This is a genomic window from Anaerotruncus sp. DFI.9.16 (genome assembly GCF_024461615.1).
Lineage (GTDB): Bacteria > Bacillota > Clostridia > Oscillospirales > Ruminococcaceae > Anaerotruncus > Anaerotruncus massiliensis.
This window is the reverse complement of the sequence record NZ_JANFZX010000001.1, coordinates 1-25,267: the sequence shown is the minus strand read 5'-3', so window position 1 is coordinate 25,267 and position 25,267 is coordinate 1. Positions and strand designations below refer to the sequence as shown.

At 65.1% G+C, this 25,267-nt stretch carries 21 protein-coding genes; 7 read left to right on the top strand and 14 right to left on the bottom strand.

Going from position 1 to position 25,267, the window contains the following annotated elements; genetic code table 11:
- Position 1: 1 nt before the first annotated feature.
- From NE609_RS00105 to NE609_RS00050, 12 genes are all read right to left on the bottom strand, one after another.
- The gene (locus NE609_RS00105) at positions 2-1,294 is read right to left on the bottom strand and encodes a dihydroorotase (RefSeq protein ID WP_256151295.1); all 1,293 of its coding nucleotides are present in this window, start codon (positions 1,292-1,294) and stop codon (positions 2-4) included.
- Entirely contained in the window at positions 1,294-2,169 is an 876-nt protein-coding gene (locus NE609_RS00100) for an aspartate carbamoyltransferase catalytic subunit (protein ID WP_121585826.1), read from the bottom strand. Before NE609_RS00100 ends, NE609_RS00105 begins: the two co-directional genes overlap by 1 nt.
- A gap of 217 nt (positions 2,170-2,386) precedes the next feature.
- Positions 2,387-5,089 (bottom strand): diguanylate cyclase domain-containing protein, encoded by a 2,703-nt coding sequence (locus tag NE609_RS00095; RefSeq protein WP_256151294.1) that lies wholly within the window; start codon positions 5,087-5,089, stop codon positions 2,387-2,389.
- A 218-nt stretch (positions 5,090-5,307) separates the two neighbouring features.
- Entirely contained in the window at positions 5,308-6,009 is a 702-nt protein-coding gene (gene araD / locus NE609_RS00090) for an L-ribulose-5-phosphate 4-epimerase (RefSeq protein ID WP_121585829.1), read from the bottom strand.
- Positions 6,010-6,022: 13 nt separating this feature from the next.
- Positions 6,023-6,871, bottom strand: coding sequence for an L-ribulose-5-phosphate 3-epimerase (locus NE609_RS00085; protein WP_121585831.1), 849 nt, complete (start codon positions 6,869-6,871; stop codon positions 6,023-6,025).
- Positions 6,871-8,385, bottom strand: coding sequence for an FGGY-family carbohydrate kinase (locus NE609_RS00080; RefSeq protein ID WP_256151293.1), 1,515 nt, complete (start codon positions 8,383-8,385; stop codon positions 6,871-6,873). The genes NE609_RS00085 and NE609_RS00080 overlap by 1 nt, the downstream gene beginning before the upstream one ends.
- Before the next feature lie 21 nt (positions 8,386-8,406).
- Positions 8,407-9,354: an ABC transporter permease gene (locus NE609_RS00075; protein WP_121585834.1), complete on the bottom strand. Its 948-nt coding sequence runs from the start codon at positions 9,352-9,354 to the stop codon at positions 8,407-8,409.
- Positions 9,338-10,450 carry an ABC transporter permease gene (locus NE609_RS00070; RefSeq protein ID WP_256151292.1) on the bottom strand — a complete coding sequence of 371 codons (1,113 nt, stop codon included), beginning with the start codon at positions 10,448-10,450 and terminating at the stop codon, positions 9,338-9,340. The genes NE609_RS00075 and NE609_RS00070 overlap by 17 nt, the downstream gene beginning before the upstream one ends.
- On the bottom strand, positions 10,440-11,975 hold the full coding sequence (locus NE609_RS00065) for an ABC transporter ATP-binding protein (RefSeq protein ID WP_121585837.1): 1,536 nt from the start codon (positions 11,973-11,975) through the stop codon (positions 10,440-10,442). Before NE609_RS00065 ends, NE609_RS00070 begins: the two co-directional genes overlap by 11 nt.
- A gap of 79 nt (positions 11,976-12,054) precedes the next feature.
- A complete protein-coding gene (locus NE609_RS00060; RefSeq protein ID WP_101551126.1) occupies positions 12,055-13,203 on the bottom strand; it encodes a BMP family protein in 1,149 nt (382 codons plus the stop codon).
- 28 nt (positions 13,204-13,231) lie between these two features.
- Complete coding sequence (locus NE609_RS00055; RefSeq protein ID WP_256151291.1) at positions 13,232-14,167, bottom strand: nucleoside hydrolase; 936 nt, start codon at positions 14,165-14,167, stop codon at positions 13,232-13,234.
- 24 nt (positions 14,168-14,191) lie between these two features.
- Positions 14,192-15,451, bottom strand: coding sequence for an L-rhamnose isomerase (locus NE609_RS00050; protein ID WP_256151290.1), 1,260 nt, complete (start codon positions 15,449-15,451; stop codon positions 14,192-14,194).
- Positions 15,452-15,757: 306 nt separating this feature from the next.
- Here NE609_RS00050 and NE609_RS00045 point away from each other — a divergent pair, with 306 nt between their 5' ends.
- Complete coding sequence (locus tag NE609_RS00045) at positions 15,758-16,783, top strand: LacI family DNA-binding transcriptional regulator (RefSeq protein WP_256151289.1); 1,026 nt, start codon at positions 15,758-15,760, stop codon at positions 16,781-16,783.
- A gap of 12 nt (positions 16,784-16,795) precedes the next feature.
- The gene (locus tag NE609_RS00040) at positions 16,796-17,428 is read left to right on the top strand and encodes a DUF4867 family protein (RefSeq protein WP_256151288.1); all 633 of its coding nucleotides are present in this window, start codon (positions 16,796-16,798) and stop codon (positions 17,426-17,428) included.
- 61 nt (positions 17,429-17,489) lie between these two features.
- Here the strand turns inward: NE609_RS00040 and NE609_RS00035 are convergent, their stop codons facing one another.
- Positions 17,490-18,236: a polysaccharide deacetylase family protein gene (locus NE609_RS00035; protein WP_256151287.1), complete on the bottom strand. Its 747-nt coding sequence runs from the start codon at positions 18,234-18,236 to the stop codon at positions 17,490-17,492.
- 101 nt (positions 18,237-18,337) lie between these two features.
- Positions 18,338-19,264, bottom strand: coding sequence for a thioredoxin-disulfide reductase (trxB, locus tag NE609_RS00030; RefSeq protein WP_256151286.1), 927 nt, complete (start codon positions 19,262-19,264; stop codon positions 18,338-18,340).
- A 188-nt stretch (positions 19,265-19,452) separates the two neighbouring features.
- Between trxB and NE609_RS00025 the strand changes: the two genes are divergently transcribed.
- The 5 genes from NE609_RS00025 to NE609_RS00005 all read left to right on the top strand — a co-directional run bounded on the left by NE609_RS00025 (position 19,453) and on the right by NE609_RS00005 (position 25,225).
- Entirely contained in the window at positions 19,453-20,313 is an 861-nt protein-coding gene (locus NE609_RS00025) for a prephenate dehydrogenase/arogenate dehydrogenase family protein (protein WP_256151285.1), read from the top strand.
- Positions 20,310-21,392, top strand: coding sequence for a 3-dehydroquinate synthase (aroB, locus tag NE609_RS00020; protein WP_256151284.1), 1,083 nt, complete (start codon positions 20,310-20,312; stop codon positions 21,390-21,392). Before NE609_RS00025 ends, aroB begins: the two co-directional genes overlap by 4 nt.
- A complete protein-coding gene (gene aroA / locus NE609_RS00015) occupies positions 21,389-22,651 on the top strand; it encodes a 3-phosphoshikimate 1-carboxyvinyltransferase (protein WP_256151283.1) in 1,263 nt (420 codons plus the stop codon). The genes aroB and aroA overlap by 4 nt, the downstream gene beginning before the upstream one ends.
- Positions 22,635-23,741: a chorismate synthase gene (gene aroC / locus NE609_RS00010; protein WP_256151282.1), complete on the top strand. Its 1,107-nt coding sequence runs from the start codon at positions 22,635-22,637 to the stop codon at positions 23,739-23,741. The genes aroA and aroC overlap by 17 nt, the downstream gene beginning before the upstream one ends.
- A gap of 452 nt (positions 23,742-24,193) precedes the next feature.
- Positions 24,194-25,225 (top strand): ABC transporter substrate-binding protein, encoded by a 1,032-nt coding sequence (locus tag NE609_RS00005; RefSeq protein WP_256151281.1) that lies wholly within the window; start codon positions 24,194-24,196, stop codon positions 25,223-25,225.
- Positions 25,226-25,267 lie beyond the last annotated feature (42 nt).

Genomic DNA, 25,267 nt, shown 5'->3' with positions numbered 1-25,267 from the left:
GTCACCCCTCTGTCTGAGTTCCCGGCCAGCGCCGGTAGACCTCTTTTCCGCGGTAGAGCGTGAGCGCCGGCCAGCCCCGCAGCGTCCGCCCCGCGAAGGGAGTCGCCCTGCCGCGGCTCAAAAACCGCTCCGGCTCCACTTTTCGCGCCGTCCGCAGGTCCAGCACCGTGAGGGAGGCCTCCTCCCCCGGCGCGAGCGTCCGCCGCTCCCCCAAAATTTCCTGCGGCCCCGCCGTTAACAGCTCCAGCAGCCGCCCGAGCGGCAGGAGCCCCGGCTCCGTCAGCCCGGTGTAGAGCGCCGGGAACGCCGTCTCGAGGCCCACGACCCCAAAGAGGCTCCCCCGAAAGCCGCCCGACTTCTCCTCCGCCGTGTGCGGCGCGTGGTCGGTGGCGATTGCCGTGATCGTGCCGTCGAGCAGCGCCTCGACGAGCGCGGCGCGGTCGTCCGCCGCGCGCAGCGGCGGGTTCATCTTGAACCGCCCCTCGTCCGCCGGGATCTCCCCGTCGCAGAGGAGCAGGTTGTGGGGCGCCGCTTCGCAGGTGACCGGCAGGCCGCGTTTTCGCGCCTTGCGCACCAGCGCGGCCCCCTCCTTCGTCGAGAGGTGGCAGATGTGCAGGCGGCACCCCGTTTCGGCGGCGAGCCGGATGTCCCGCGCGATCTCCGCGTATTCGCTCTCCGACGGGATGCCCGGGAAGCCGTGTGCCCGCGCGAACGCCCCGTCGTGGCAGCAGCCGCCCGCCGGGATGAGGGCTTCCACCTCGCAGTGGGCGGCGACAAAGCTCCCCGCCGCCGCGACGCGCTCCATCGCCGCGCGCATCGTTTCCTCCGACCGCACCCCGCGCCCGTCGTCCGAAAACCCGGCGACGTGCGGGGCAAGCGCGGCGACTTCGGAGAGCGCCTCCCCCCGCTGCCCGCGGGTGATTGCCGCGTAGGGAACCACGCGCACCCGCGCGTCCCGCGCGATCCGGCGCGCCTGCGGCAGAAGGCGCGCGAGGCTGTCGGGCGGCGGGTCGACGTTTGGCATCGCGCAGACCGTCGTGAACCCGCCCGCGGCCGCCGCCGCGGTGCCCGAGGCGACCGTCTCCTTGTGGGAGAAGCCGGGCTCGCGCAGGTGGACGTGCAGATCGGTAAAGCCCGGCGATACCACACTGCCGGAGGCGTCGAACACCCGCGCGCCCGGCGCCTGCGGGAGGCCCTCCCCGATCGCCGCGATCCGGCCCCCCTCGACGAGCAGGTCGGCACGTTCCAGCCTGCCCTCCCTGTAGACGCGCCCGTTTTGAATGAGCAGCGCCATCAGCTCTCGAGCGCGCGCACCAGCGCGGCCATGCGCACAAAGGCGCCGTTTTCCATCTGCTTGAAGATGCGGCTGCGGCGGCACTCGACCACCTCGTCCGCGACCTCGACCCCCCGGTTGACCGGCGCGGGGTGCATGATGATCGCGCCCTTCTTCATCGAGGCAACGCGCCTGGCCGAAAGCCCGTACTCCCTGTGGTAGCGCGCGGGATCGAAGGGGGTGCCGTCGGGGTGCCGCTCCCGCTGCACCCGCAGCATCATGACCACGTCGCTCGTGGCGACCGCCTCGTCGAACGGCTCGTAAGGGTAGCGGTCCTCCATGTATTCCTTCGGGCCGCTCATCACGACCTCCATCCCCAGGCGTGTCATGATGTCGTAGTTGGTGTGCGCCACCCGCGAATGGGCGATGTCCCCCGCGATGACCGCCTTGAGCCCCTCGAAGCCGCCGAACTCCTGCCGGATCGTCAGCAGGTCGAGGAGGCTCTGGGTCGGATGGCTTCCGGTGCCGTCGCCGCCGTTTAAGATCGCGGCGCGCACATGCCCGACGAGGTCGTTGTAGTATTCGTTTTCGCTGTGGCGGATGACCAGCGCGTTCACGCCGAACGAGTCGAAGGTCTTGACCGTGTCGTAGAAGCTCTCGTTTTTCTGGAGCGACGAGGTCTCCGGGACAAAAGAAATGACCCGCATATTCAGTCTCTCTTCCGCTGTCTGGAAGGAATACTGAGTGCGGGTCGAATTCTCAAAAAATAAATTGGCAACAATAGCGCCGCTGCAATCGGGAAGCGGGCCCCCGTCCCGGTAATGCTGCGCCAGGTCGAGAAGATCATTGATTTCCCCAATGGAAAGCTGCTGCAAATCGAGCAGATGCGTCGCCATACTCGAAAACCTCCACCTCCGGTCCCCTGCATCCGAAAGGTCCCGGACAAATTTTTTCTATTATATCATTGGATTCCTCCCTCCACAAGCTGAATTTATCCACAAACTTTTTCAATTTTTATACCTTTTATTTGTGATTACACGATAATTACACGAAAAAACTTTACAAATGACGGAGCGGCGTCAAAAAGCCCCGCCGAATGGCGGGGCTCTCTCATCAGGTGGTTGCCGGCTCGGTCTCGCAGCAGGTCAGCAGGAACGCGCGCCGCTCCCCCGACCACGTCACCTCCTCCATGCGGGCGGAAAAGCGCTTCCTGAGCAGGGGGCTGTACACCTCGGCGCCCGCGGGGGAACCCTCCAGCAGCACGGGGCAGCCGGTGCAGGGCTCCGGGCTTCCGAACAGCGCCACATGGCACCGCTCCCCGGTGCGCAGGCCGGGGAGGAGCGCCCGCGCCCGCGCGTTGGCGTAAAGGATCTCGAAGCTGTCCCGGTCGACGACGAATACCCATGAATCCTGGTGGTTGAGAATCGCCTCCAAGCTTCCGACCAGCCGGTTCGCACGGCTCTGCGCCCGCTTTTTGAGCAGGAAGGCGCTCACGATCTCGGAGACGAAGGTGAGGGTGTCGACCTGCTTCTGCGTCCACAGGCGGTTGCTGCGGCACTCGTCGAAGCCGAGCCCGCCGTGCAGCTCCGCGCCGTCGTGGATGGCGCACTGGAGGGCGGAACGCACCCCCCACCGCTCCATCAGCTCGCGCGTGGGACCGGGCAGCAGCGAGGTGTCGCGGCAGTAGAAGACGCCCGTCTCGCGGAGCATGTCGAGCTGGCGGGAAAAATCCCCGCAGGCGAACGTCTCGCCGGCCGTCCCGCCGAATTTTTCGCGGGCCTCCTCGCTGCACCACTCGAAGGTGTTGCGGAAGCTGCACCCGTCCTCCGAAATCTCGAAGAGGTAGGCGCGGCAGACGTCGAACTGCCGCCCGACGATCTCGAGGATCAGCGGGATCGCCGCCTCCACGTCGGCCGCCCGATAGAGCACATGGAACACATATTCCGCGAGCCGATCATCCATAACGCCGGCGTTGCGGTCGGAATCGATCGGCGCGCCCACCGAGGTCCTCGGCATCAGCCGCACGCTGTCCCTCCGTCCCCTGACCGACGCTTCCGAATGAAAGGCATAGCCGTTCTTTCCCCGTTCCTTCGCACGGTAGAGCGCCCTGTCCGCGTTACAGAAAAGGGTGTTGAAATCCGCGCCGTCCTGGGGATAGAGCGCGATCCCGACGCTGCAGGAGAGGTTCTCCCCCGCAGCTTCCTTCCGGCTCAGGTCGCTGAAGACCTTCAGGATGTCCTCCGCCTTGCGCGAGACGATCCCGGCGTCGCGGATGCCGCGCATCAGCACGCAGAATTCGTCGCCGCCCACGCGGCCCACCACGTCGCCCGAGCGGAACATCTTCTTGAGCGCGCTGGCCGCGTCGGAGAGCATCGCGTCGCCGCTCAGGTGGCCGTAAATATCATTGACGAGCTTAAAATTGTCCACGTCGATGATCATCAGGCCGGAACTCGCCTCCCCCGCGTCCTCCGCGAGGTACTTTTCCACCAGCGTCTGGGTCGTGCCTTTATTGTAGAGCCCCGTCAGCGCGTCCCGCTCCGCCTTCTCCTGGAGCTTCTGGGTCCTGCGCTTCTCCCGGTCGATGTCGATGATCACCCCGACCGCCTTTGCGGGGCGGCCGTTCTCGTCCACCTGGAGGGTGGCCCGAACCCGGCACCAGAAATATTTTCCCGCAGCGTCCGCGATGCGGAACTCCGCTTCACAATAGGGGGTCCCCTCCCGGACGTTGCGCACCAGCAGGCAGAACCGCTCGGTGTCGTCCGGATGCAGGTGGGAGCCCCCGGCGATCGCGACGCTCGCGTTTTCCCTCAGCGCATCATAGCCGAATTTCTTGTGGTAGTTTGAGGAGCAACTGAGATAGTCCCGGCCGATATCCCATTCAAAAATGATGTCGGTCGTCTGGTCCATGATGATCTGGTGCCGCTCAAGGCTCAGGCGCAGCTCCTCCTGCGCCTTTTTGGTGCGGGTCGTATCGATGAGGATGCAGTAAAACCACTTCTGGCCGCGTTCGTTCTCCACAAGCTGGCCCCGGTCGAGCACCCAGACCAGCCGCCCGTCCTTGCAGCGCACCCGGTATTCGATCTCCTTGGTATTGCTCTTCGCCAGCTGCCGGAGCGCCGTCTCCCAGAGGCCGTGCAGATCCTTTTCATAGATCATCTCGGTGAAATTGTTGTGGAACCGGGTTTCCAGCTCCTCCGCCGTATAGCCGAACATCGAGAGGAACCCCTCGCTGTACTGGATCAGCTTGAGGGGTTCGCCGTATTCGCAGCAGATGACGCCGCCCGGGATATTGTTGGTCAGCGCGTTGAGGTCGCGGTTCATCTCCTCCAGCTCGGCGGTGCGCTCGTTGAGCATCCGGCGCAGGCGGCCGGTCCCCTCCTCCGAGACGGTGTGCGGGAAGAATTCCCCTTCGAGCTGTTCGCTGCTCGGCGTCGACAGGTGCAGTTGGCGCAGCTTCATCCCGTCCGCCTCCCGGCGGCAGATACAGGACACCCGCAGCAGCAGATCGGGCTGCCCGGCGGACATGTCCTTCTCCCGCAGGCAGATCTCCCCCGTGACAAGGCAGAGCTCCTCCGTAAGGGCGGCGGCCTCGTAGCCGTCCTCCTCGAGGGAAAAGGAGCCGTGGAACACGCGCCGTTCCATCTCCAGCATCTTTCGCGCCTCGCGGATGCCGCGGCAGCCGTCCTGGCGGCCGGTGCCGATCCATTCCACGTCGTCCGCCATCCGCGCGAGCACGCCGTCGAGGTCGCGTTCTGCAAAGTACATCCTCGAAAGGAGGGCGACAAAACGCAGGGAATCCTGTTCCAGCTGGTTCATGCTCTCCTTCTTTCCGGCCGTCTGCGGGCCTGTGATCGTTTTGTGATTCGTAATTATTATTTTATCCCATATATTTCTAAAAAACAAGTGGATTTGCTATACAGTTCCCACAGAAGTAAACAAAGAAAATCTAAGATTTCCAGTATTTTTGCCCCGGGCGGTCACAAAAAGGGAGGGGCCCGCCTTCCGACGGGCCCCTCCCTTTTCCACTTCCAGAGTTATCTTTCCTGTTGTCCGTAGTAGGCGTGCGCGCCGTGCTTGCGCAGGTAGTGCCTGTCCAGCAGCACCCGCTGCATGGGCTCGAGGGTGTTCCCTGAGAGCGCCTTGCAGTGCCAGGCCATCATGGCGACCTCCTCGAGCACGACGGCGTTATGCACCGCCTCCATCGGGTCCTTCCCCCACGTAAACGGGCCGTGGCTGTGGACCAGCACGCCGGGGACCGCCGCGGGGTCGAGCCCCGCAAACCGCTCGACGATGACCGCGCCCGTCTCCCTTTCATACGCCCCGGCGATCTCCTCCGCCGTCATCCGGCGGGTGCAGGGAATCTCCCCGTAGAAGTAGTCGGCATGGGTGGTGCCGTATGCGGGGACGCCCATCCCCGCCTGGGCGAAGATGGTCGCCCACCGGCTGTGGGTGTGCACCACTCCCCCAAGTCCGGGGAACGCCCGGTAGAGCTCCAGATGGGTCGGCGTGTCGGAGGAGGGGTTGAGCGCCCCCTCCACGCGTTCGCCCGTCCCGAGCGAAACGACCACCATGTCTTCCGGACGCATCGCCTCGTACTCGACGCCCGACGGCTTGATCACCACGAGCCCCTTTTCCCGGTCGACGCCCGAGACGTTCCCCCAGGTGAAGGTCACGAGCCCGTGGGCGGGCAGCCGCATGTTCGCCCGCCAGACCTCCTGTTTCAGCGCTTCCAGCATGTCCTTATCCCCCTCAACAGTCCCCGCACCGCTCAAACTGGCGGCGCAGGAACCGGTTGTTTTCCAGAAGCCGGGCCTTCCAGTCCGGTTCTCCCGTATACCAGAATTCGGCCGTAAAGGCGCGCACCCCGAGATCGAGCGCCCTTCGCACCGCGCCGGGGAAATCCACGTGCCCGGTCCCATAGGGGACCTCGCGGTAGACGCCCGGGCGCGTCTCCTTGAGATGCATCGCCGCGATGTGCCCGCCCGCGCTGGCGAGGTCGTCGAGCACGTCGGTGCGGTAGAGCTTCGCCGCGTTGGTCATGTTGCCGATGTCGGGATAGACGGACAGGTAGGGCGAACCGATCTGCGCGACGTAGCGCATTGCCTTTTCGCAGGTGTCCATAAAGGGCGTCTCCATCGTCTCGAAACCGAGCTGCACCTTGTGCGCGGCGGCAAAGTGCACCGCCCGGCGCAGGTTCCGGAGAAAGTTCTCCCGCGTGCGCGCGTTCGATTCGCGGTAGTATTCGTCGTAACCGGCCAGCTGGATGAGCCGCACCCCGACCGCTTCGGCCAGCAGCACCGCCCCCTCGAAAATTTCCATGCCGCGCCCGGCCGTTTCGGGGTCCTCGCTACCCAGCGGGTATCGGCGGTGGGCGCTCAGGCACATCGTCGCCACCGGGCAGCCGGCGCGGGCGGCGCTCTCCACGAGGCGCAGCCGCTCCTCTTCGCCCCAGTCCAGCCGGGCGAGCTTCTCATCCGTCTCATCGATGCTGATTTCGAGGCAGTCGTAACCGGCCTCGCGCGCGGCCGCCAGCTTTTCGGGGAGGGACAGGCTCCCGGGCATCGATTTCTCGTAGAGCCCCAGCGTGTATCCGTCCATCACAGGCACCCCCAGACCGGCTCGAGCGCCTGCGCGACCCTCCGGTAGGCGCGGCGCTTCTCCCGGTAGGCGGCCGTCTTTCCCAGATCGGGTTCCACCCGTTCCCTGACCCGTACCATGCCGCCGGCCGCCGCCCGCAGGTCGGGATAATCGCCCGCCATCACGGCCGCGGCCATCGCGCAGCCGAGCGCGCCGAGTTCGGCGGTGTCGATCACCTCGACCGGCAGGCCGGTGACATCCGCGAACAAACGCACCCACAGCGGGGATTTCGCCGCCCCGCCCGCGAGCCGGATGGCGTCCGGACCGGGGCGGTTGGCCAGCAGCCGGTCGATGTGGTCCATGTGGCAGAAGACGATTCCCTCGAGCACCGCGCGGATGATCTGCCCCTTGGTGTGGGAGCTGTCCATGCCCACCAGCGCCGCCCGGGCCCGGGGATCAAAGTTGGAGCCGAACAGGTAAGGCAGGAAAACGATCCTTTCCCCGCCGTCCGGCGCCTCCGCCGCGAGCCGGTCGGCGTATTGGTAAACCGACAGGCCCGCGGCCGCTGCCTCTTCGCGCAGCTCCTGCAAAAACATTCTGGTAAACCACTCGTGATTTCCCGCCGAGGTGGGGCTGCTCTCTTCCACAAGATAATATCCCGGCAAACAGAATATCGAATTCATCAGCACCGAGCCGTTTTTGACCGGCTCGCGCGCGACGTATTCATTGATGCCCCAGGTTCCCGCGATCACGCAGAGGTTTTTTTCATCGGTGACGTCCATGGCGACGGCGCAGGCGTCGATGTCGAACATGCCGCCCGCGACCGGCGTGCCCTCCTTAAGCCCGGTGAGGCGCGCGGTCTCCGCCGTGACGCGCCCGCAGCGGTCGCACGAGCGGCGAAGGGGCGGCAGGCGGTCGAAAAGCTCCTCCAGCCCGAACAGGGCGAGCAGCTCGCGGTCGTAACCGCAGGCGTCGAGGTTGACGAGGTTGGCGCCCGAAAAATCGGTGAGCTCGGCGTATGCCTCCCCCGTCAGGCGAAAGCGTATGTAATCCTTGACCGAAAAGATCCATCGGATGTTGTCAAGCAGCTCCGGCCGGTGGTCCTTCATCCAGGCGAGCAGGCTGACCTGCTGGCTGGCGAGCACCTGCTGGTAGGTCTTTCGGAAGGCACGGTCCGCCGTCCCGTCCTCCCGCCACCGCCGCGGGTATTCCCACGCGCGCGTGTCGGTCGAGACGATGCCCGGACAGACGGGGCGGTCATCCCTCCCCCAGAGGTAAAGCCCCTTGCCGTGCCCGGTGCAGGAGATCCCCGCGATCCGTGCGGCGGGCACTCCGCTCTCCTCCGCCACCCGGCGGATGCAGCGGCAATTGGCGGCGTAAAGCGCCTCCATGTCACGCTCGGTAAAGCCCGGCGCGGGGGTCAGCAGGGGGACGCTTTCGGACGCCTGCGCGACCTCATGCCCCGCCGCGTCAAAGAGGACCGCCTTGGTGAGCGTTCCCCCGTTGTCAATTCCCAGATAAAAGCGCTGTTCCATTGGTTTCTCCTTCCCTGCGGGTCAGGTTTTCTTGTACTCGAAGAACTTGCCCTCCGCGCGGGGCGCCTGCGACGACTTGGAGAAGACGACGAGCGCCAGCATCGTCACGACGTAGGGGAAGACCTTGAGGGCCAGCGGCGGCACGCTTGCGAAGGAGGGCAGCAGCATGGAGATCTGCGCCATCGTCACCGCAAAGCCGAAGAAGAGGGTGGCCGCCAGGATGCGGAAGGGCTTCCACTGGCCAAAGATGAGCCCCGCGAGCGCGAGAAAGCCGAGTCCGTCGACCGAGCCGTTGCACTGTCCGGCGGTCGTCACCGTGTAGATCGCGCCGCCCAGTCCCGCGCATGCGCCTGACAGCAGCACGCCCGCGTAGCGGATGCGCGCGACGCTGATGCCCGCGGCGTCGGCCGCCTCGGGGAATTCGCCGCAGGAGCGCAGCCGAAGTCCGAAGGGGGTGCGCTCGATGACGAACCAGCTGACGATCAGGATCGCCAGCACAAACCAGGTGGTCGGGTAGGTGTCGGTCAGAAAGAGCTTGCCGATCACGGGGATGTCCTTGAGCACCGGAATGTCCACGCGGGTCATGCTGTTGACGACGATGTTGCCGGTGCCGACGAACCGCCGCGAGATGTAGAGCACGAGTGCGCCAGCCATCAGGTTGATGGCCGTTCCGCTGATCGTCTGGTCGGCGTTGAGGTTGATGCTCGCAAAGGCGTGCAGCACCGAAAAGAGTGTGCCCGCCAGCATCGCGAGCAGGATGCCCAGCCAGGCGGCGCGCGCGTTGCCCATCAGCGGCCCGAAGTAGTAGACCGACACGCCCCCAACGAAGGATCCGATGACCATCAGCCCCTCGAGGCCGATGTTGATGATGCCGCTGCGCTCGGAGAAGAGGCCGCCCAGCGCCGTGATGAGGATGGGGACGGTATAGCCCACCGCGTAGGGGGCCATCTGTTCAATGGTGTTCCACATGTTCCCCGCTCCCTTCCGATTTGGACGGGCGTTTGCGCCCGAAGAATTTTTTGATCCGGTCGAGGTTCATCTCGATCAGCTTGCTGGTCGCCGCGAAGTAGATGACCGTGGCGATGATCGTGTCGGCGATCTCGGGCGGAATGGGCATCATGGCGTTCATGAACCCCTTGCCCGTCTGGAGGATCGCGAAGAAGATCGCGGCAAAGACGACTCCCACCGGCGCGCAGTTGGCCAGCAGCGCGACCGCGATGCCGTCAAAGCCCTGGGAGGGCATGACGCCGATGCGCATGTTGGAGAGGTAGCCGCAGTAGAAGGTGAGCCCCGCCAGCCCGGAAAGCGCGCCCGAGATGACCATCGCGAGCACCGCGTTCTTCTGGACGTTGATGCCGCCGTATTCGGCCGCGAACCGGTTGAAGCCGACCGCTTTCATCTCATAGCCGAGCACCGTCCGGTTGAGGATGAAGATGACCAGCGCTGTGGCGATGATCGCGATAAAGATGCCGAGGTTGAGGTTGGAGCCCTTGGTCAGCAGGGTGATCGCCTCGGTTTTCAGCGAAGCGGCCGCCGGGATGACCTGCGACTCGGTATCGATCGTGGTGGATTTGAAGTGGTCGGAGATGATGATGTAGACCACCCAGTAGGCCACCCAGTTCATCATGATGCAGGAGACGACCTCGTTAACGTTGAAGCGCGCCTTGAGAAAGCCGGGGACCGCCGCCCACACCATGCCGCCGACGATCGACGCGGTGATGACGAGAGGCAGCAGCAGCGGCCGGGGCAGGTCGACGGTGAGGGCCAGCACGTTGGCGAGCAGGCCGCCGATCAGCATCTGGCCGGGAGCGCCGATGTTGAAGAGCCCGGTCTTGAAGGCGAAGGTGACCGAAAGGCCGGTCAGCATGAGCGGCACCGCGTAGGCGATCGTGTTGCAGATACGGGTGACGCTCTTGAGCCCTCCCTGAAAGAGGTAGGAAAACCCGGTCAGCGGGTTCGCGCCGCTCGAAAGCATGAGCAGGGCGCCCGCGACGAACCCGAGCAGGATCGAGATGACCGAAACGAGGATCTTCATCCCGCTCTTCTGTCTGGAGCTAGCGTTCAACGCCGCCACCGTCCTTTCCCACGCCGGCCATCATCAGGCCGACCTCGTTTTCATCGGTATCCTTCGCGAGCACTTCGCCGATCACCTGCCCGGCGTTGATCGCGACGATCCGGTCGGAAAGCTGGAGCACCTCGTCAAGTTCCAGCGAGACGAGCAGGACCGCCCGCCCGAGGTTGCGCTGTTCGACGATGCGCTTGTGGATGTACTCGATCGACCCCACGTCGAGGCCGCGGGTCGGCTGCACGGCGATGAGCAGAACGGGCTGCTTTTCGATCTCGCGGCCGATGATCGCCTTCTGCTGGTTTCCGCCGCTGAGGCTCCCCGCCCGCGAGAGGACCCCCTCGCCCGCGCGCACGTCGTAGTCGTCCGCGATCTTGGCGGCGTAGTCGTGGATCGCGCGCTTGTTGAGCAGGCCGTGCTTCGAGAAGGGCCGCTGGCTGTAGACCTCGAGGACCATGTTTTCCTCGACGGTGTAGTCGAGCACCAGTCCCCGCTTCTGGCGATCCTCCGGGATGTGGGAGACGCCGCGGCGGATGCGCCGCGCGATCGTCTCGTGGGTGATCTCCTCCCCGTTCAGGAGGATTTTCCCCTTCTCCGCCCTGCGCAGCCCGGTGATCGCCTCGACCAGCTCGGACTGGCCGTTGCCGTCCACGCCCGCGATGCCGACGATCTCCCCGCCGCGCACGGTGAGGGAGAAGTCGCGCAGGCCGAGGCTTCCGTGGCTGTTCTTGACCGACAGGTCCTCTATCTGCAAAACCGGGTCTCCCGGCGTCTTTTCCTCTTTATCAATCACAAAGGAGATTTCATGCCCGACCATCATCTCCGCCATCTCCTGTTCGCTCGTGGCGGCGACGTCGACCGTTGCAATGTGGCGGCCGCGGCGGATGATCGTGCACCGGTCCGCGACCTCCTTGATCTCCTTGAGCTTGTGGGTAATCAGGATGATCGATTTGCCCTCATTGATGAGGTTTTTCATGATCGCGATGAGCTCCCGGATCTCCATCGGTGTGAGCACCGCGGTGGGTTCGTCGAAAATCAGCACCTCGGCGTCGCGGTAGAGCATCTTGAGGATCTCCACCCGCTGCTGCATACCGACCGAAATCTCCTCGATCTTCGCGTTGGGGTCCACCTCCAGGCCGTACTGCCGGGAGAGCTCCGCGATCCGCGCGGCGGCGGATTTGAGGTCCATCGTAACGCCCCTGCGCGGCTCCAGGCCGAGGACGATGTTCTCGGTCACGGTGAAGTTGTGGACCAGCTTGAAGTGCTGGTGCACCATGCCGATGCCCAGCTCGTTGGCGACGTTGGGGTTGGTGATCTGGACCTCTTTGCCCTTCACCAGGATCTGCCCCTCATCCGCCCGGTACAGCCCGAACAGGATGCTCATGAGCGTGCTTTTGCCCGCGCCGTTTTCCCCCAGCAGCGCGTGCACCTCGCCCTTTTTCAGCTGTAATGTGATGTGGTCGTTCGCGCGCAGCCCCGGGAAATCCTTCACGATGTCGCGCATTTCCACGACGTATTCCGCCATCACGGGTTCCCTCCTCCCAAATAAGGGCGGGGCGGCGGAAAGCCGCCCCGCCCGTCCGTGGTCTTGGTGTGCCGGTCTTTTAGTTGTATGCGGAGACGTCGGTCGGCTCGGCCGAAACGACGATCTCGCCGGTCTTGATCTTCTCGAGGACGGCGTCCGCCTCCTTCTGGACCTCGTCGGAGAGGTTGGGGTTGGTCTCGGGGATGCCGACGCCGCCGTTCTTGGCATCAAAGATGATCTGCTGGCCGCCGACGAATTCGCCGTCCAGCTCCGCCTTGATCATGTCGTAGGTGGAGTTGGCGAGGTTCTTCATGGTGGAGGTCAGCGTGACGGAGCGGCCGTCCTCAAGCAGGCCGTCCTCGTACTGGTCGACGTCGCAGCCGACGACCCAGACTTCCTCGCCCTTTTCGGCGCGGGCCTTGGCCTCGTTGAAGCCGCCGAGCGCGGTGGTGCCGCAGGCGCAGTAGACGAGGTTGCAGCCGGAGTTGAAGAGCTGCGCGGTGATCTGCTGGCCGAGGGCCGCGTCGCTGAAGGAGCCGGACCAGACAAAGTTCTCTTCCTTCATCTTAATGTTTGTGCCGAAGTTCTCGTTGGCGTAGATGACGCCCTGCTGGAAGCCGGTCTTGAAGAGCTTCGTCGGGGGGATCTCCTGGCCGAAGAGGGCGCCGAACTCGCCTTCCTTGAGCTGGAGGGCGCAGGCGAAGCCCGCGACAAAGCCGGACTCCTGGGCGGCGTAGTCGATGGCGGCGGTGTTCGCGGCGATCTCGGGCGCCTCGGCGCCGTCGTCCTGCGGGGCGCTGTCGAGGATGACGAATTTGCAGTCGGGATAGATCTTCTGGGCGTCAAAGATCGCCTTGGAGAAGGTGTAGCCCGGGGTGATGATCATGCGGAAGCCCGCGTCGTAGAGGTTCGCGATCTCCTGCAGGAAGCCCGCGGCGGACTGGTCGGCCGCGATGAGGTACTTGGTCTCGATGCCGAAATCCTCGGCCGCGCGGGTGATGCCCGCCCAGGTCGCCTGGTTGAAGGACTTGTCGTCGATTGTCTTGGCGTTGCAGACCATGCCGACCTTGAGCGCGGGCTTATCGGCGGGCTGCTCCGCGGGCGCCTCGGACTGCGCCGCGGAATCGGCGGGAGCCGAGGGGGTTTCGCTTCCCTGCTGGGAACCGCAGCCGGCCAGCATGGACATGCCGATACAGATTGCCAGGACTGTTGCAAGAATCTTTTTCATCTTTTTTCCTCCCTGAAACGGTTGTTATTTAAGCAAACAGCTTGAACAGGCGTTCCTTATAGAGCTTGCTGTTTACCTGCTGACAGATTTTGGCGTTGCTCTCCCGGTGGAGCTGGCGCTGCTTGTCTATCGAGAAGTACCCGTAGGTCATCTCCGCCTTCGTCTCGATGTCGCAGTAGGCGTCGTAGACCGGGCCCATAACCTCGGGGTAGACGACCGCCATCATGATGACGCTGTCGATCACGCCGTAGCTTTCGTCGCCGTATTTCTTCTTTTCATAGGCGCGCAGGCCGGCTGTGCAGTCGACACAGAAGTCCGCGACGCGGCTGTGCAGGCCGCGCAGGTATGCGATGTCGCCGGGGGTGATCGCCGTGTCGCCCCGGCAGACGTCCCATGTCACCCAGGTCGCGTCCATGCCCGAATCGAGCACGATCTTGGCCGCCTCGGCGTCGACATAGACGTTGAATTCGGCGGCGGGGGTCGCGTTGCCCTGGTCCATGCCCGTCGCGCCCATGATGTAGACCTTTTTGACGTTTTTGGCGATGCGCGGCTCCTTGAGGTACGCCATCGCCAGGTTGGTCAGCGGGCCGAGGGTGACGATCTCGATCTCGCCGGGATTCTGCATCACCGTGTCGATGATCGCGTCCATCGCGTGGCCCTTCGCCTCCGAAAGCGGCGGGTAGGGCAGGTTGAGGTCGCTCAGCCCGTCCTTGCCGTGCACGTAGTCGGCGGTGAAGAGCTTGGGCCGCACCAGCGGCCGGGCCATGCCCCGGTAGACGGGCGGCGCGTAGGTGCCCGCCACGTCGACGGCGATCAGCGCGTTCTTGACGCACAGGTCGAGCGGCACGTTGCCGCAGACGACGGTGATCGCCTCCACCTTGACCTCGTCCACCGCGCGCAGCGCGGCGATGAGCGCCCAGACGTCGTCCGAGCCGGTATCGGTGTCGATTAGAAGCCTTCTCATAGTGTTCCTCCTTTGTTCTGCCGCTCAGCGCCTGCCGAGCACCTCCCGCTCGTAGCGCTTGACCTCGTCGAGCCACTGCGCGCCGACCGGTTTTTCCTTTGTCATGCAGTAATAGTCCCACACCGCGGAGAAGGGCATCGACTTGGTCTCCTCCCACAGCGCCAGGCGGCTGGTGAAGTCCCCCTCCAGCTCGGCGCGCTTGATCGCGCCGATCGGGTCGAGCGCCGCCTTCAGAAGCGCCTTGCGGGTGTTGCGCATCGCGATCGCCCAGCAGGCGATCCGGTTGATCGACGCGTCGAAATAGTCCTGCCCGATGAAGACGCGGTCCTCGTAGCCGTTGTGGATGACCGCGTTCATGATCCGCTGGAGCTCGTCGTCCCACAGCACGACGTGGTCGCTGTCCCAGCGCACCCCCCTGCTCAGGTGGAGCAGGACGCTGTCCAGGAACTGAAGCACCGCGCTGATCTTGTCGCTGATATACTCGGTGGGATGGAAGTGGCCCGCGTCGAGGCAGTAGACCTTGCCGCGCGTGATCGCGTAGCCGAGGGAAAACTCATGGCTGGCGGCGGTGTAGCTCTCCACCCCCATGCCGAACAGCTTGCTCTCGACCGACTCCCGCACATACCGCCCGTCGAGCGGGCGCTCAAAGATCTCATCGAGCGCGGAGACCATCCGCTCCCGCAGCAGCTTGGTGTCGGCCGGGATATCCTTGTAGCCGTCCGGCATCCAGTAGTTGACCACGCAGGTCTGCCCGAGCCTGCGGCCGAATTCCTCGCCGATCTCCCGGCAGCGCCTGCCGTGCTCGATCCAGAATTCCCGGACGCCCGGGTCGCCGCTCGTCAGCGAGAGGTTGCCGTCCATCCTCGGGTGGGAGAAAAAGGTGGGGTTGAAGTCAAAGCCGAGCCCGCGCTCCTCTCCCCACGAGAGCCAGCCCTCGAACTGCTCCGCCGTGTAGGCGTCGCGGTCGAGCTTTTTGCCGCCGAGCTCGGCGTGGCAGGCGTGCAGGTTGAGCTTCACCTTCCCGGGGATGAGGCGCAGCGCCTCGTCAATGTCCGCGCGCAGCTCGTCCGGCGTGGCGGCGCGCCCGGGATAGTTGCCCGTCGCCGCGATGCCGCCGGTCAGCTCGCCGATGCCGTCGAAGCCGATCAGGTCGTCCCCCTGCCAGCTGTGCATCGATACGGGGATCCGGTCGGCCAGCTCGATCGCGCGGTCGACGTCGACGCCCGCCCGGCCGTAGATATCTTTTGCATATTGGTAGCCTTTTACTATGGTTGCTTCGTCCATTGTGACCCTCCTGGTTCCCGGCGGGATTCCCCCGTCCGGAGTGCTGCCCATGCAGCGGATTTTTGCATCCGTGTTTTATTAAAAAATATCGCATAATTTACTAAATATCAAGCGAATGTCAATACATTCTCCTTTTTACACAAAATATTATGCAAAAAACCGGGGATTCCCACGATTTATCTGTATGAAATTTCCACCTCTCAGCTAAACTTTAAATAATTTAATAAAATCACTTGTTTTTTTGAACGAATCTGATATAGTATAAATAGAATCCACAAAAGTTTTGAACAGAGGAGAGGTGTCCTTGTGAATCTGAAGGAGATCGCCAAAGCAGCAAAGGTATCCCCGTCCACCGTCTCGCTTGTCCTCAACGACAAGGGAGGCGTCAGTCCCAGGACGCGGGAGCACGTCGCCACCCTCCTCTGTGAAAACGGGTATAACATCAACTACCACAAGCCGGAGGTGCAGCAGAAGAGCATCCGGTTTTTGAAGTACAGCCGCCACTCCCATCTCGTCAACGGCAACGCGGGCTTCGTCTCCGCGATCATCGACGCGGTCGAAAAGGAGACCCGCCTGCTCGGCTACAACCTCGTGATGACCGTGTTCGGTGAGAACAACATCAGCGAGGTCTTCGACCTCGTGCGCAACCAGCCGCTCTGCGGCATCATCCTGCTCGCCACCGAGATGGAGGAGGCGGACTACGCCTATCTGCACGACATCCCCGTGCCCATCGTCGTGGTGGACAACTATATGGACTTCCACAGCTTCAACTGCGTGGATATGAACAATACCGAGTCCACCTTCGCCGCCGTGCGGCACCTCGCCGGACTCGGGCACCCGCGCATCGGCTACCTCTATAATAAAATGCCCAGCAGCAACTGCCGCGCGCGTCGCGCGGCCTACGAGGCGGCGCTTCGCAGCCTCGGCATCCCCTACGACCCGGCGCTTGTCTACCCGATGCACCCCACCCTTTCGGGCTCCTATGAGGACACCCTCAACATGCTGCGGCAGGGCATTTCCTTCCCCTCGGCGCTGGTGGCCACCAACGACAGCATCGCCATCGGCGCGGTCAAAGCGTTCAAGGAATCCGGCATCCGTGTTCCCGGCGACGTCTCCGTCATCGGGTTTGATGATATCCCCTTCTCCGCCATCGCGGACCCGCCGCTCACCACCATGAAGGTTTCCTGCAAGGACATCGGTATGTGGGCGGTGCGGCTGCTCTGCGACCGGATCGATTACCCCGACTCCCCCGTCGCCAAAATCCAGATCGGCGCACAGCTGATCGTGCGGGAGAGCACCGGGCCCTATCAAAAAAATACGACTGATGAATGAGGTTATACTGCCATGATCCAATCCATACGGCCCGTCGGCTCCGACGCCTTCAGGCCTTACGGCAGGGTCGTCGCCGGCTACCGGTTCGACGGCCTGCTTCAGGTACTGCGCGAACACACCCCCAGGCCGTCCGACGGCACGGTCTACGTCGCCTCCGACCCGCGGCTCGAGCGCCTGCCCGTCTTCGGGGAGGTGCAGGCGGGCTTCTTCGGCGGCCTGCCCGCCCAGTTCGGCTACTGCAACGGCGTGAACACCCGGCTCGCCTGCTGTGAATACCACCAGTGCAGCGAGCTGCTCGTCGCGGCGGACGACCTCGTGCTGGTCGTCGGGCCGCGCGGCGGCATTTCGGGCGGCGTCTGCGACACCGCCCGGTTTGAGGCGTTTTCCGTCCCGGCCGGCACAGCGGTCGAGCTCTACGGCACGACGCTCCACTACGCCCCCTGTTCCGCGCGCGCCGGGGAGGGGTTCCGGGCGCTCATCGCGCTCCTGCGGTTCACGAACTTCCCCCTGGCGGCGGGCGGAAACCCCTCGCTCGCGGCGGTCAACAAATGGGTGCTCGCGCATCCCGATTCCCCCGAGGCAAAGCAGGGCGCCCATATCGGACTTTCCGGCGAAATCGTCGACATCGCTCCGCTCATCGCCTGATGATTTCCCCATGTAAAAAACGGGGGCCGCACCTTCCGGTGCGGCCCCGCTTTTTAATATCCTATTTGTGCTGCCTGCCCGTGTGGTCGATCGTATAGGGCGGCCCGTATACGAGCTCCCCCACCGGCGCAAAGCGGTAGCCCTGCGCGGCGAGCGTGTCGATGACCCGGCGGAGCGCCTCGGCCGTGTTGGGCTTGCCCGCGTGGAAGAGCATGATGTCCCCCGGCCCGGCGGCGCCCGTCACCCGCGCGGTGATCTCCTCCACCGACAGCCCTTTCCAGTCGAGGCTGTCGTTCGACCATTGGATCACCTCCCAGCCGAGGGAGCGCGCGGTCGAGACGACGAGGTTGTTGTAGGCCCCCGACGGCGCGCGGAAGAGGACCGGCCTCTGCCCGGTGAGCGCCTCGAGCTTGCTTCCCGACGCGTCCAGCTGCTGCGCAATCTCTTCCCGCCCCAGCTTCGTCATGTCGGGGTGGGTGTTGGAGTGGCTGCCCACCTCGTGCCCCGCCGCCGCGATCCGCCTGACCGCGTCCGGGTAGTGGTCGGCCCAGGTGCCGACAACGAAGAAGGTCGCCTTTATGCCGCGCTCGTCGAGCAGCTTCAAAATTTCGTCGATGTCGCTGTCGTCCCACGCGCAGTTGATTCCGAGGGAGAGAACCTTCTCGGGGGTCTCCACCGAATAGATCGGCAGCTCGCGCGGCGCGGCGGACACCCCCATCACATTCCCCGCCACTCCCATCAATATCAGCACCACGATCAGGATGACCAGCAGCGCGAAAAGCGTCTTCCTGGTAAACACGCCGTACATGTCACATCACCTCATTGTATGTTTATGTGCGGCGCGCCGGGTTCATTCAAAAAAAGGGGGCGCGGCCCGCGGCCGCGCCCCCTTTTTATTATACGATTGCCTCAGCCCTGCATGAGGTAGCTTCCCGCCTCGGAGGCCGCCACCGCGCCGTCCCCGGCGGCGGTGATGATCTGGCGCAGCGCCTTGGTGCGGGTATCCCCCGCCGCGAAGACACCCGGCAGATTGGTGCGGGTGTCCTCCCCCGCCGCGATGTAGCCTGCCGGGTCGAGGTCGACCTGTCCCTCAAAGACCTTGTTGTCGGGCACGAGCCCGACCGCGACAAAGACGCCCTGCGCCGGAATCTCCGTCTCCGCGCCCGTCTTGACGTTTTTGACCTTCAGCGCGCCGACGACCCTGCCGCCCTCGTCGGGCAGCACCTCGACCGGCACGGTGTCGTAGTGGATGACGATGTTTTCCCTGCTCAGGAGGGAGTCGACGAGCACCTTGCCCGCGCGGAAGGCGTCCCGCCGGTGGATGAGGTGCACCTCCTCGCAGATGTTCGCGAGGTAGAGCGCGTCCTCCACGGCGGTGTTGCCGCCGCCGATCACCACGGTGGTCTTTCCCTTATAGAAGCCGCCGTCGCAGGTGGCGCAGTAGGAGACGCCCCGCCCGGAGTATTCCTCCTCGCCGGGGACGCCCAGCTTGCGGCGCTTGGCGCCGTTTGCGATGATGACCGCGCCCGCCGTGATCTTCCGGCCCGACTGGGTAACCACCGACTTGACCTTGCCGGTCAGGTCGGCCGAGGCCACGCCGTCGAATTCGACCTGCGCGCCCTGCTCGAGCACCTGGTTATAGAGGTTCATCCCCAGTTCGACCCCGCTGATCTTGCCGACGGCGGGGTAGTTTTCCACCTCGGGGGTGTTGGCCATCTGGCCCCCCGCCACATACTCCTCGAGCACCACGCTGCGGTAGCCCGCGCGCTGCACGTAGATCGCGGCGGTCAGTCCCGCCGGGCCCGCTCCAATGATAATTACGTCATAGTCGTTCATAGCAGCCTCCAATAGTATACAAAAACGGTCTTTTTCTTAGTTACAGTCTACTGCAAATCCCCGCAATATGCAACAGTTTCTCTGTGATCTTGTCACATTTTATCGAACAAATCGGCACTATCATTTTGGGCCGTCCTCTGTTATAATATGACACATCATCAGGCTTCTATCCATGAGGAGGGAATTCCATGTTTGGGCTGAAACGCGAGCGGACCCTCTGCGTCGGCGTCGTTGGGCTGGGGCTCATCGGCGGTTCGATGGCAAAGGCGCTCAAAAAATACACCGGGCACCTCGTCTACGGCTGCGACATCGACGAGGGGACCCTTTCGGAGGCGCTCGCGGACGGCGCGATCGACGAGGCCGTCGCGGAAAACGACCTGTCGATGTGCGACCTGGTTTTTTTCGCCCTCTACCCGCAGCAGACGGTCGCCTTCGTGCGGGAGAACATCCGCCAGTTCCGGCCCGGCGCCCTCCTGGTCGACCTGTGCGGCGTCAAGCGGTTTCCCGTGGAAAACCTCACCGATTTCTGCGCGGAAAACGGGCTCTGCTTCATCGGCGGGCATCCGATGGCCGGGCGGGAATGCTGGGGCTTTTCCGGCTCGGACGCCGACCTCTATAAGGGCGCGAGCATGATTCTCACCCCCGGCGAACACGCCCCCGCCCCCGCGCTCGAACTGCTCGAGGGGCTCTTCGCGGACCTCGGCTTCGGCAGCATCACGACCACCACCCCCGCCGCGCACGACAGCATGATCGCCTTCACCTCCCAGCTCGCGCACGTCGTCTCGAGCGCCTACATCAAAAGCCCCCGCGCCCGGGAGCACGAGGGCTTCTCGGCGGGCAGCTACAAGGATCTCACACGGGTGGCGAAGCTCAACCCCCAGATGTGGACCGAGCTCTTTCTGGAGAACGCCGACGACCTCGTGGAGGAGATCGACACGATCACGGCGCACCTTGCGGAATACCGCAAGGCGATCGCGGGAAACGACGCCGAAACACTCTTCCGGCTGCTCGACGACGGCCGCCGCATCAAGGAGGAACTGGACCGATGAAAACAATCCATGTGGCCGCCGGCCGGCCGTATGACATCCGGATCGGCGGCGGGCTGCTCAGGGAGCTTCCCGCGCTCCTGACGGGCATCTGCGGGGAACGCCGTCCCCGCCTCGCGCTCATCACCGACGACCGCGTAAACGCGCTCGCGGACGGCGCGCGCTGTCCCGTCCCCGATTTACAGGCCGCGCTGGAGGCGGCCGGATACCCCGTCTGCAAATTCGTCTTCCCGAACGGCGAGGCGTCCAAGACCCTCGACACCGTCCGGGAGGTCTACGGCTTCCTCTCGGCAAACAGCATCACCCGCACCGACCTCATCCTTGCGGTCGGCGGCGGCGTGGTGGGCGACCTCGCGGGCTTCGCGGCCGCGACCTGGCTGCGCGGCGTCTCTTTCGTGCAGGTCCCGACCACCCTGCTCGCGATGGTCGACTCCTCGGTCGGCGGCAAGACGGGCGTCGACATCCCCGAGGGCAAAAACCTCGTCGGCGCCTTCTGGCAGCCCTCCTTTGTCGCCTGCGACACCGACATGCTCTCCTTCCTGCCCGCCGAGACCTTCGCCGACGGGATGGCGGAGGTGATCAAATACGGCGCGATCCTCGACGAATCCCTCTTCTCCCTGCTCGAAGCGGGCGCGCCCGGGGACCGCCTCCGGGAGATCATCGCCCGCTGCGTCGACCTCAAGCGGCAGGTGGTCGAGGAGGACGAGCGGGACCGGGGCCTGCGGCAGATCCTCAACTTCGGCCATACCTTCGGCCACGCGATCGAGAAGGAGTCGGCCTTCTCCATCACCCACGGGCAGGGGGTCGCCATCGGCATGGCGCTGATGGCGCGCGCCTGCGAGCGCGCGGGGCTCACCCCCGCCGGCACGGCGGACCGGATCGCCCGCTGCTGCGCGCTGCACGGCCTGCCCACCCGGACGGGCTACCCGCTCGAAGCCCTCTGCGCCCACGCGATGGGGGACAAAAAGCGGGCGGGCGACCGTATCACCCTCGTCACCCTCGAGCGGCTGGGGAAAGCGGCCCTGCACCCGGTCGACGCCGCGGAGCTGCTCGATTTCATGAAGGGCGGTGCGGGAAGATGAGCCGCGCCGTCATTCACCCCGCGGCGCTTTCGGGGACGCTGGCCGCGCCCCCCTCCAAATCGGCGGCCCACCGCGCGCTCATCTGCGCCGCCCTGGCAGACGGGAAAAGCCGCGTCTACCCGCTGGCGGGCTCGGCGGACATGGCGGCCACGGCGCAGTGCTTGTGCGCCATGGGCGCACAAATCGTCCGTGAGGGCGACGCCGCCTTCGTCGAAGGCGGCCGCTGCGCCGCGGGTTCGCCGGTCACGCTCGACTGCGCGGAGAGCGGCTCGACCCTGCGGTTCCTGCTGCCCGTCGCGGCGGCTTACGGCCTGCGCGCCACCTTCGTGGGACACGGGCGGCTGCCCGAGCGGCCGCTCGGCGCGCTCGCGGATCAGATGAAGGCGCACGGCGTCTCCTTCTCCGCCGGGGCCATGCCCTTCACGATCGGCGGTCGGCTCTCCCCCGGGCGGTACGAGCTGCCGGGCGACGTGAGCTCCCAGTTCGTGACGGGGCTGCTCTTCGCGCTGCCGCTGCTCGACGGGGAGAGTGAAATCGTCCTCACCTCCCCGCTCCAGTCGGTGGGATACGTCGAAATGACCCTGCGCGCCCTTCAGGAGTCGGGCGTCGCGGTTACGCCCACGGAAAACGGCTGGCGGGTGCCGGGAAACCAGCGCTTCCGCGCCTTTGACCGCACGGTCGAGGGGGACTGGTCCAACGCCGCCTTCTGGCTCTGCGCCGCCGCGATCGGCGGGACGGTGCGGATTACCGGGCTTTCCAACGACTCCGCGCAGGGGGACCGCGCCGTCTACGAAATCCTCGAGCGGTTCGGCGCCGACATCAAGCGGGACGCGCACGCCGTCTGCTGCGAGGCCGCGCCTCTGCGCGCCCAGCGGATCGACGCGGGGCAGATTCCCGACCTCGTGCCGGTGCTCGCCGTGACGGCGGCGTTCGCCGTGGGGGACACGGAGATCTATAACGCCGCCCGCCTGCGCATCAAGGAGAGTGACCGGCTCGCGTCGACCGCGGCGCTCCTGCGCGCGCTCGGCGGCTCGGCGGAGGAATACCCCGACCGGCTCGTCGTCCACGGCGGCGGGCTGCGCGGCGGAGATGCGCAGGGCGCGAACGACCACCGCATCGTCATGGCGGCTGCGGTAGCGGCGCTGGGGTGCAGGGAAAAAGTGTGCGTCTCCGACGCACACGCCGTCAACAAATCCTATCCGAATTTCTTTGACGATCTTAAAAAGCTGGGAGGCCGCTGCAATGTCGACATGGGGTAACGATCTGAAAATTTCCATCTTCGGGGAGAGCCACGGTCCGGGCATCGGTGTCGTGATCGACGGGCTGCCGGCGGGGCTTCCCATCGACCGGGAGGCGCTTTCCGCCTTCATGGCGCGGCGCGCGCCCGGTCGGGACAAGGCCTCCACCCCCCGCCGGGAAACCGACCGGCCTGAACTGCTCTCGGGCGTCCGCGGCGACGTTACGACCGGCACGCCGCTCGCCGCCCTCATCCGCAACAACGACACCCACTCGTCCGACTACGGCGAGTTCGCCTTTACCGCGCGGCCGGGCCACGCGGACTACACCGGCTTTCTGCGCTACGCGGGCTGGGGCGACGTGCGCGGCGGCGGGCACTTTTCCGGCAGGCTGACAGCGCCCCTCGTCTTCGCGGGCGGGCTCGCAAAGCAGCTGCTCGCGCGGGAGGGCGTCTATGTGGGCGCGCACATCGCGCGGTGCGCCGGCGTCGCGGACGCGCCCTTCGATCCCGTCCGCCTCGACCGGGAGACGCTTTTACGCCCCGGCGCGTCCGCGTTCCCCACCCTCGACGCGGCGGCGGGCGAACGGATGCGGGAGGAGATCGAAGCCGCGCGCATGTCCACCGATTCGGTGGGCGGCGTGGTGGAATGCGGCGTGGTCGGCTTCCCCGCCGGGGTCGGCTCGCCGATGTTCGACGGGCTCGAAAACCGCATCGCTTCGATCGTCTTCGGCATTCCGGCGGTCAAGGGGCTCGAATTCGGCGACGGCTTCGCCGCCGCGGAGCTGCGCGGCAGCGAACACAACGACCCCTTCCGCCTCGCGGACGGGAAGGTCGTCACCGAAACGAACCACGCGGGCGGCATCCTCGGCGGCATCTCATCGGGCATGCCCATCCTGCTGCGCGCCGCCTTCAAGCCCACCGCGTCGATCGCCAAGCCCCAACGGACGGTCGATTTTCGAGAAAACGCCGAGCGGGAGCTGGTCGTCAAGGGCCGGCACGACCCCTGCGTCGTGGTGCGCGCGGTGCCGGTCGTCGAGGCGGCCGTGTCGCTCGCGCTTGTCGACGCGCTGCTCGGGGCGAAGGGCTACGAGGGCCTCCAGAACCGGAAATGACACCTTTTCCCCCGCCGGCGCATAGGATTTGTTGACCGGATTTTTCGCCGGGGCTTGACAACCCGGGCGGATTGTGCTTTAATATTTTTCATAAACCAGAGACGGAGAGATAAAACCGCAGGCGCACGCACAGAGAGCCGGGGCAGGCTGAGAGCCCGGCCGGGACGCGGGGCGGACAAATGGACTCCCGAGGGCGCGATGAAAGGCGAGAGCCGAGTATCCCGCGACGCAGGCCAGCGTTAACCGGCAAAGGGCGTGTTGGCGCTCTGATTGAGTGGATGTGTTTCACGGCGCATCAATCAAGGTGGTACCGCAGGTTTGACACCTGTCCTTGCAAGAGGACGGGTGTTTTTTGTTGCTTTCCGGAAAGCGGCAAAACGGTCAAACCCCCGGCAGGGTCCCACCCCAACATAAAATTTTTCACCAAATTTTATGTGTAAGGAGAAATCATCATGAAAAAGCTGTTCGCAATGCTGCTCACCCTCGCCCTTTCCCTCTCGCTCCTCGTGGGCTGCGGCTCCGCCCCGTCGGAACCCGCCGCGCCCTCCGATAACGCCGCCCCCTCGGCGGAGGCCTCCGCCCCCGCCGAAAGCGGCAAAAAACTCCAGGTCGGCATCGTGCAGGTCATGGAGCACCCCTCCCTCGACCAGATCCGCACCTCCTTTCTCGATGAGATGGCGCGGCTCGGCTACGGGGAGGACAAGGTCGATTACGACTACCAGAACGCCTCGGGCGACACCTCCAACCTCAACACGATCTGCCAGAAGTTCGCGGGCGACCAGAAGGACCTGATCGTCGCGATCGCGACCCCGTCGGCGCAGGCCGCGGCCTCCAACGCGCCGGAGATTCCGCTCATCTTCTCCGCCGTCACCGACCCGGTGGCCGCCAAGCTGGTGGCCGACCCCGATAAGCCCGACGGCATCATCACCGGAACCTCCGACGCGATCCCGGTCGACCAGGTGTTCGCGCTGATGCAGCAGCTCACCCCCGGCGTCGAGACGGTCGGCATGCTCTATAACCTCGGCGAGGTCAACTCGGTGTCGGTCATCGAGGAGGCCAAGGCCTACTGCGACGCGAATAACCTCAAATACGTCGAGGCGAACGTCACCAACTCGGGCGAGGTCCAGCAGGCGGCGCAGGCGCTCGCCGGCAAATGCCAGGCGCTCTACTCCCCCATCGACAACACCGTCGCCACCGCGATGCCCGCGCTGGCCGAGGTCGCCAAGGCCGCCAAGATCCCCGTCTACGTCGGCGCCGACTCGATGGTCATCGACGGCGGACTCGCGACGATCGGCGTCAACTACGTCCAGCTCGGCAACCAGACCGCCGCCATGGCCGTGAAGGCGCTCGAGGGCACGCCCGTCTCGGAGATCCCCGTCGAGACGCTCACCAACTTTGCGACCGTCGTCAACACCACCACCGCCGAGGCGATCGGCGTGACCATCCCCGACGACCTTCTCGCCACCGCGCAGGTGGTCGAATAAGCACTGTCCGCGAAATCTGTGATCGTGGGGGGGGGAACCCCC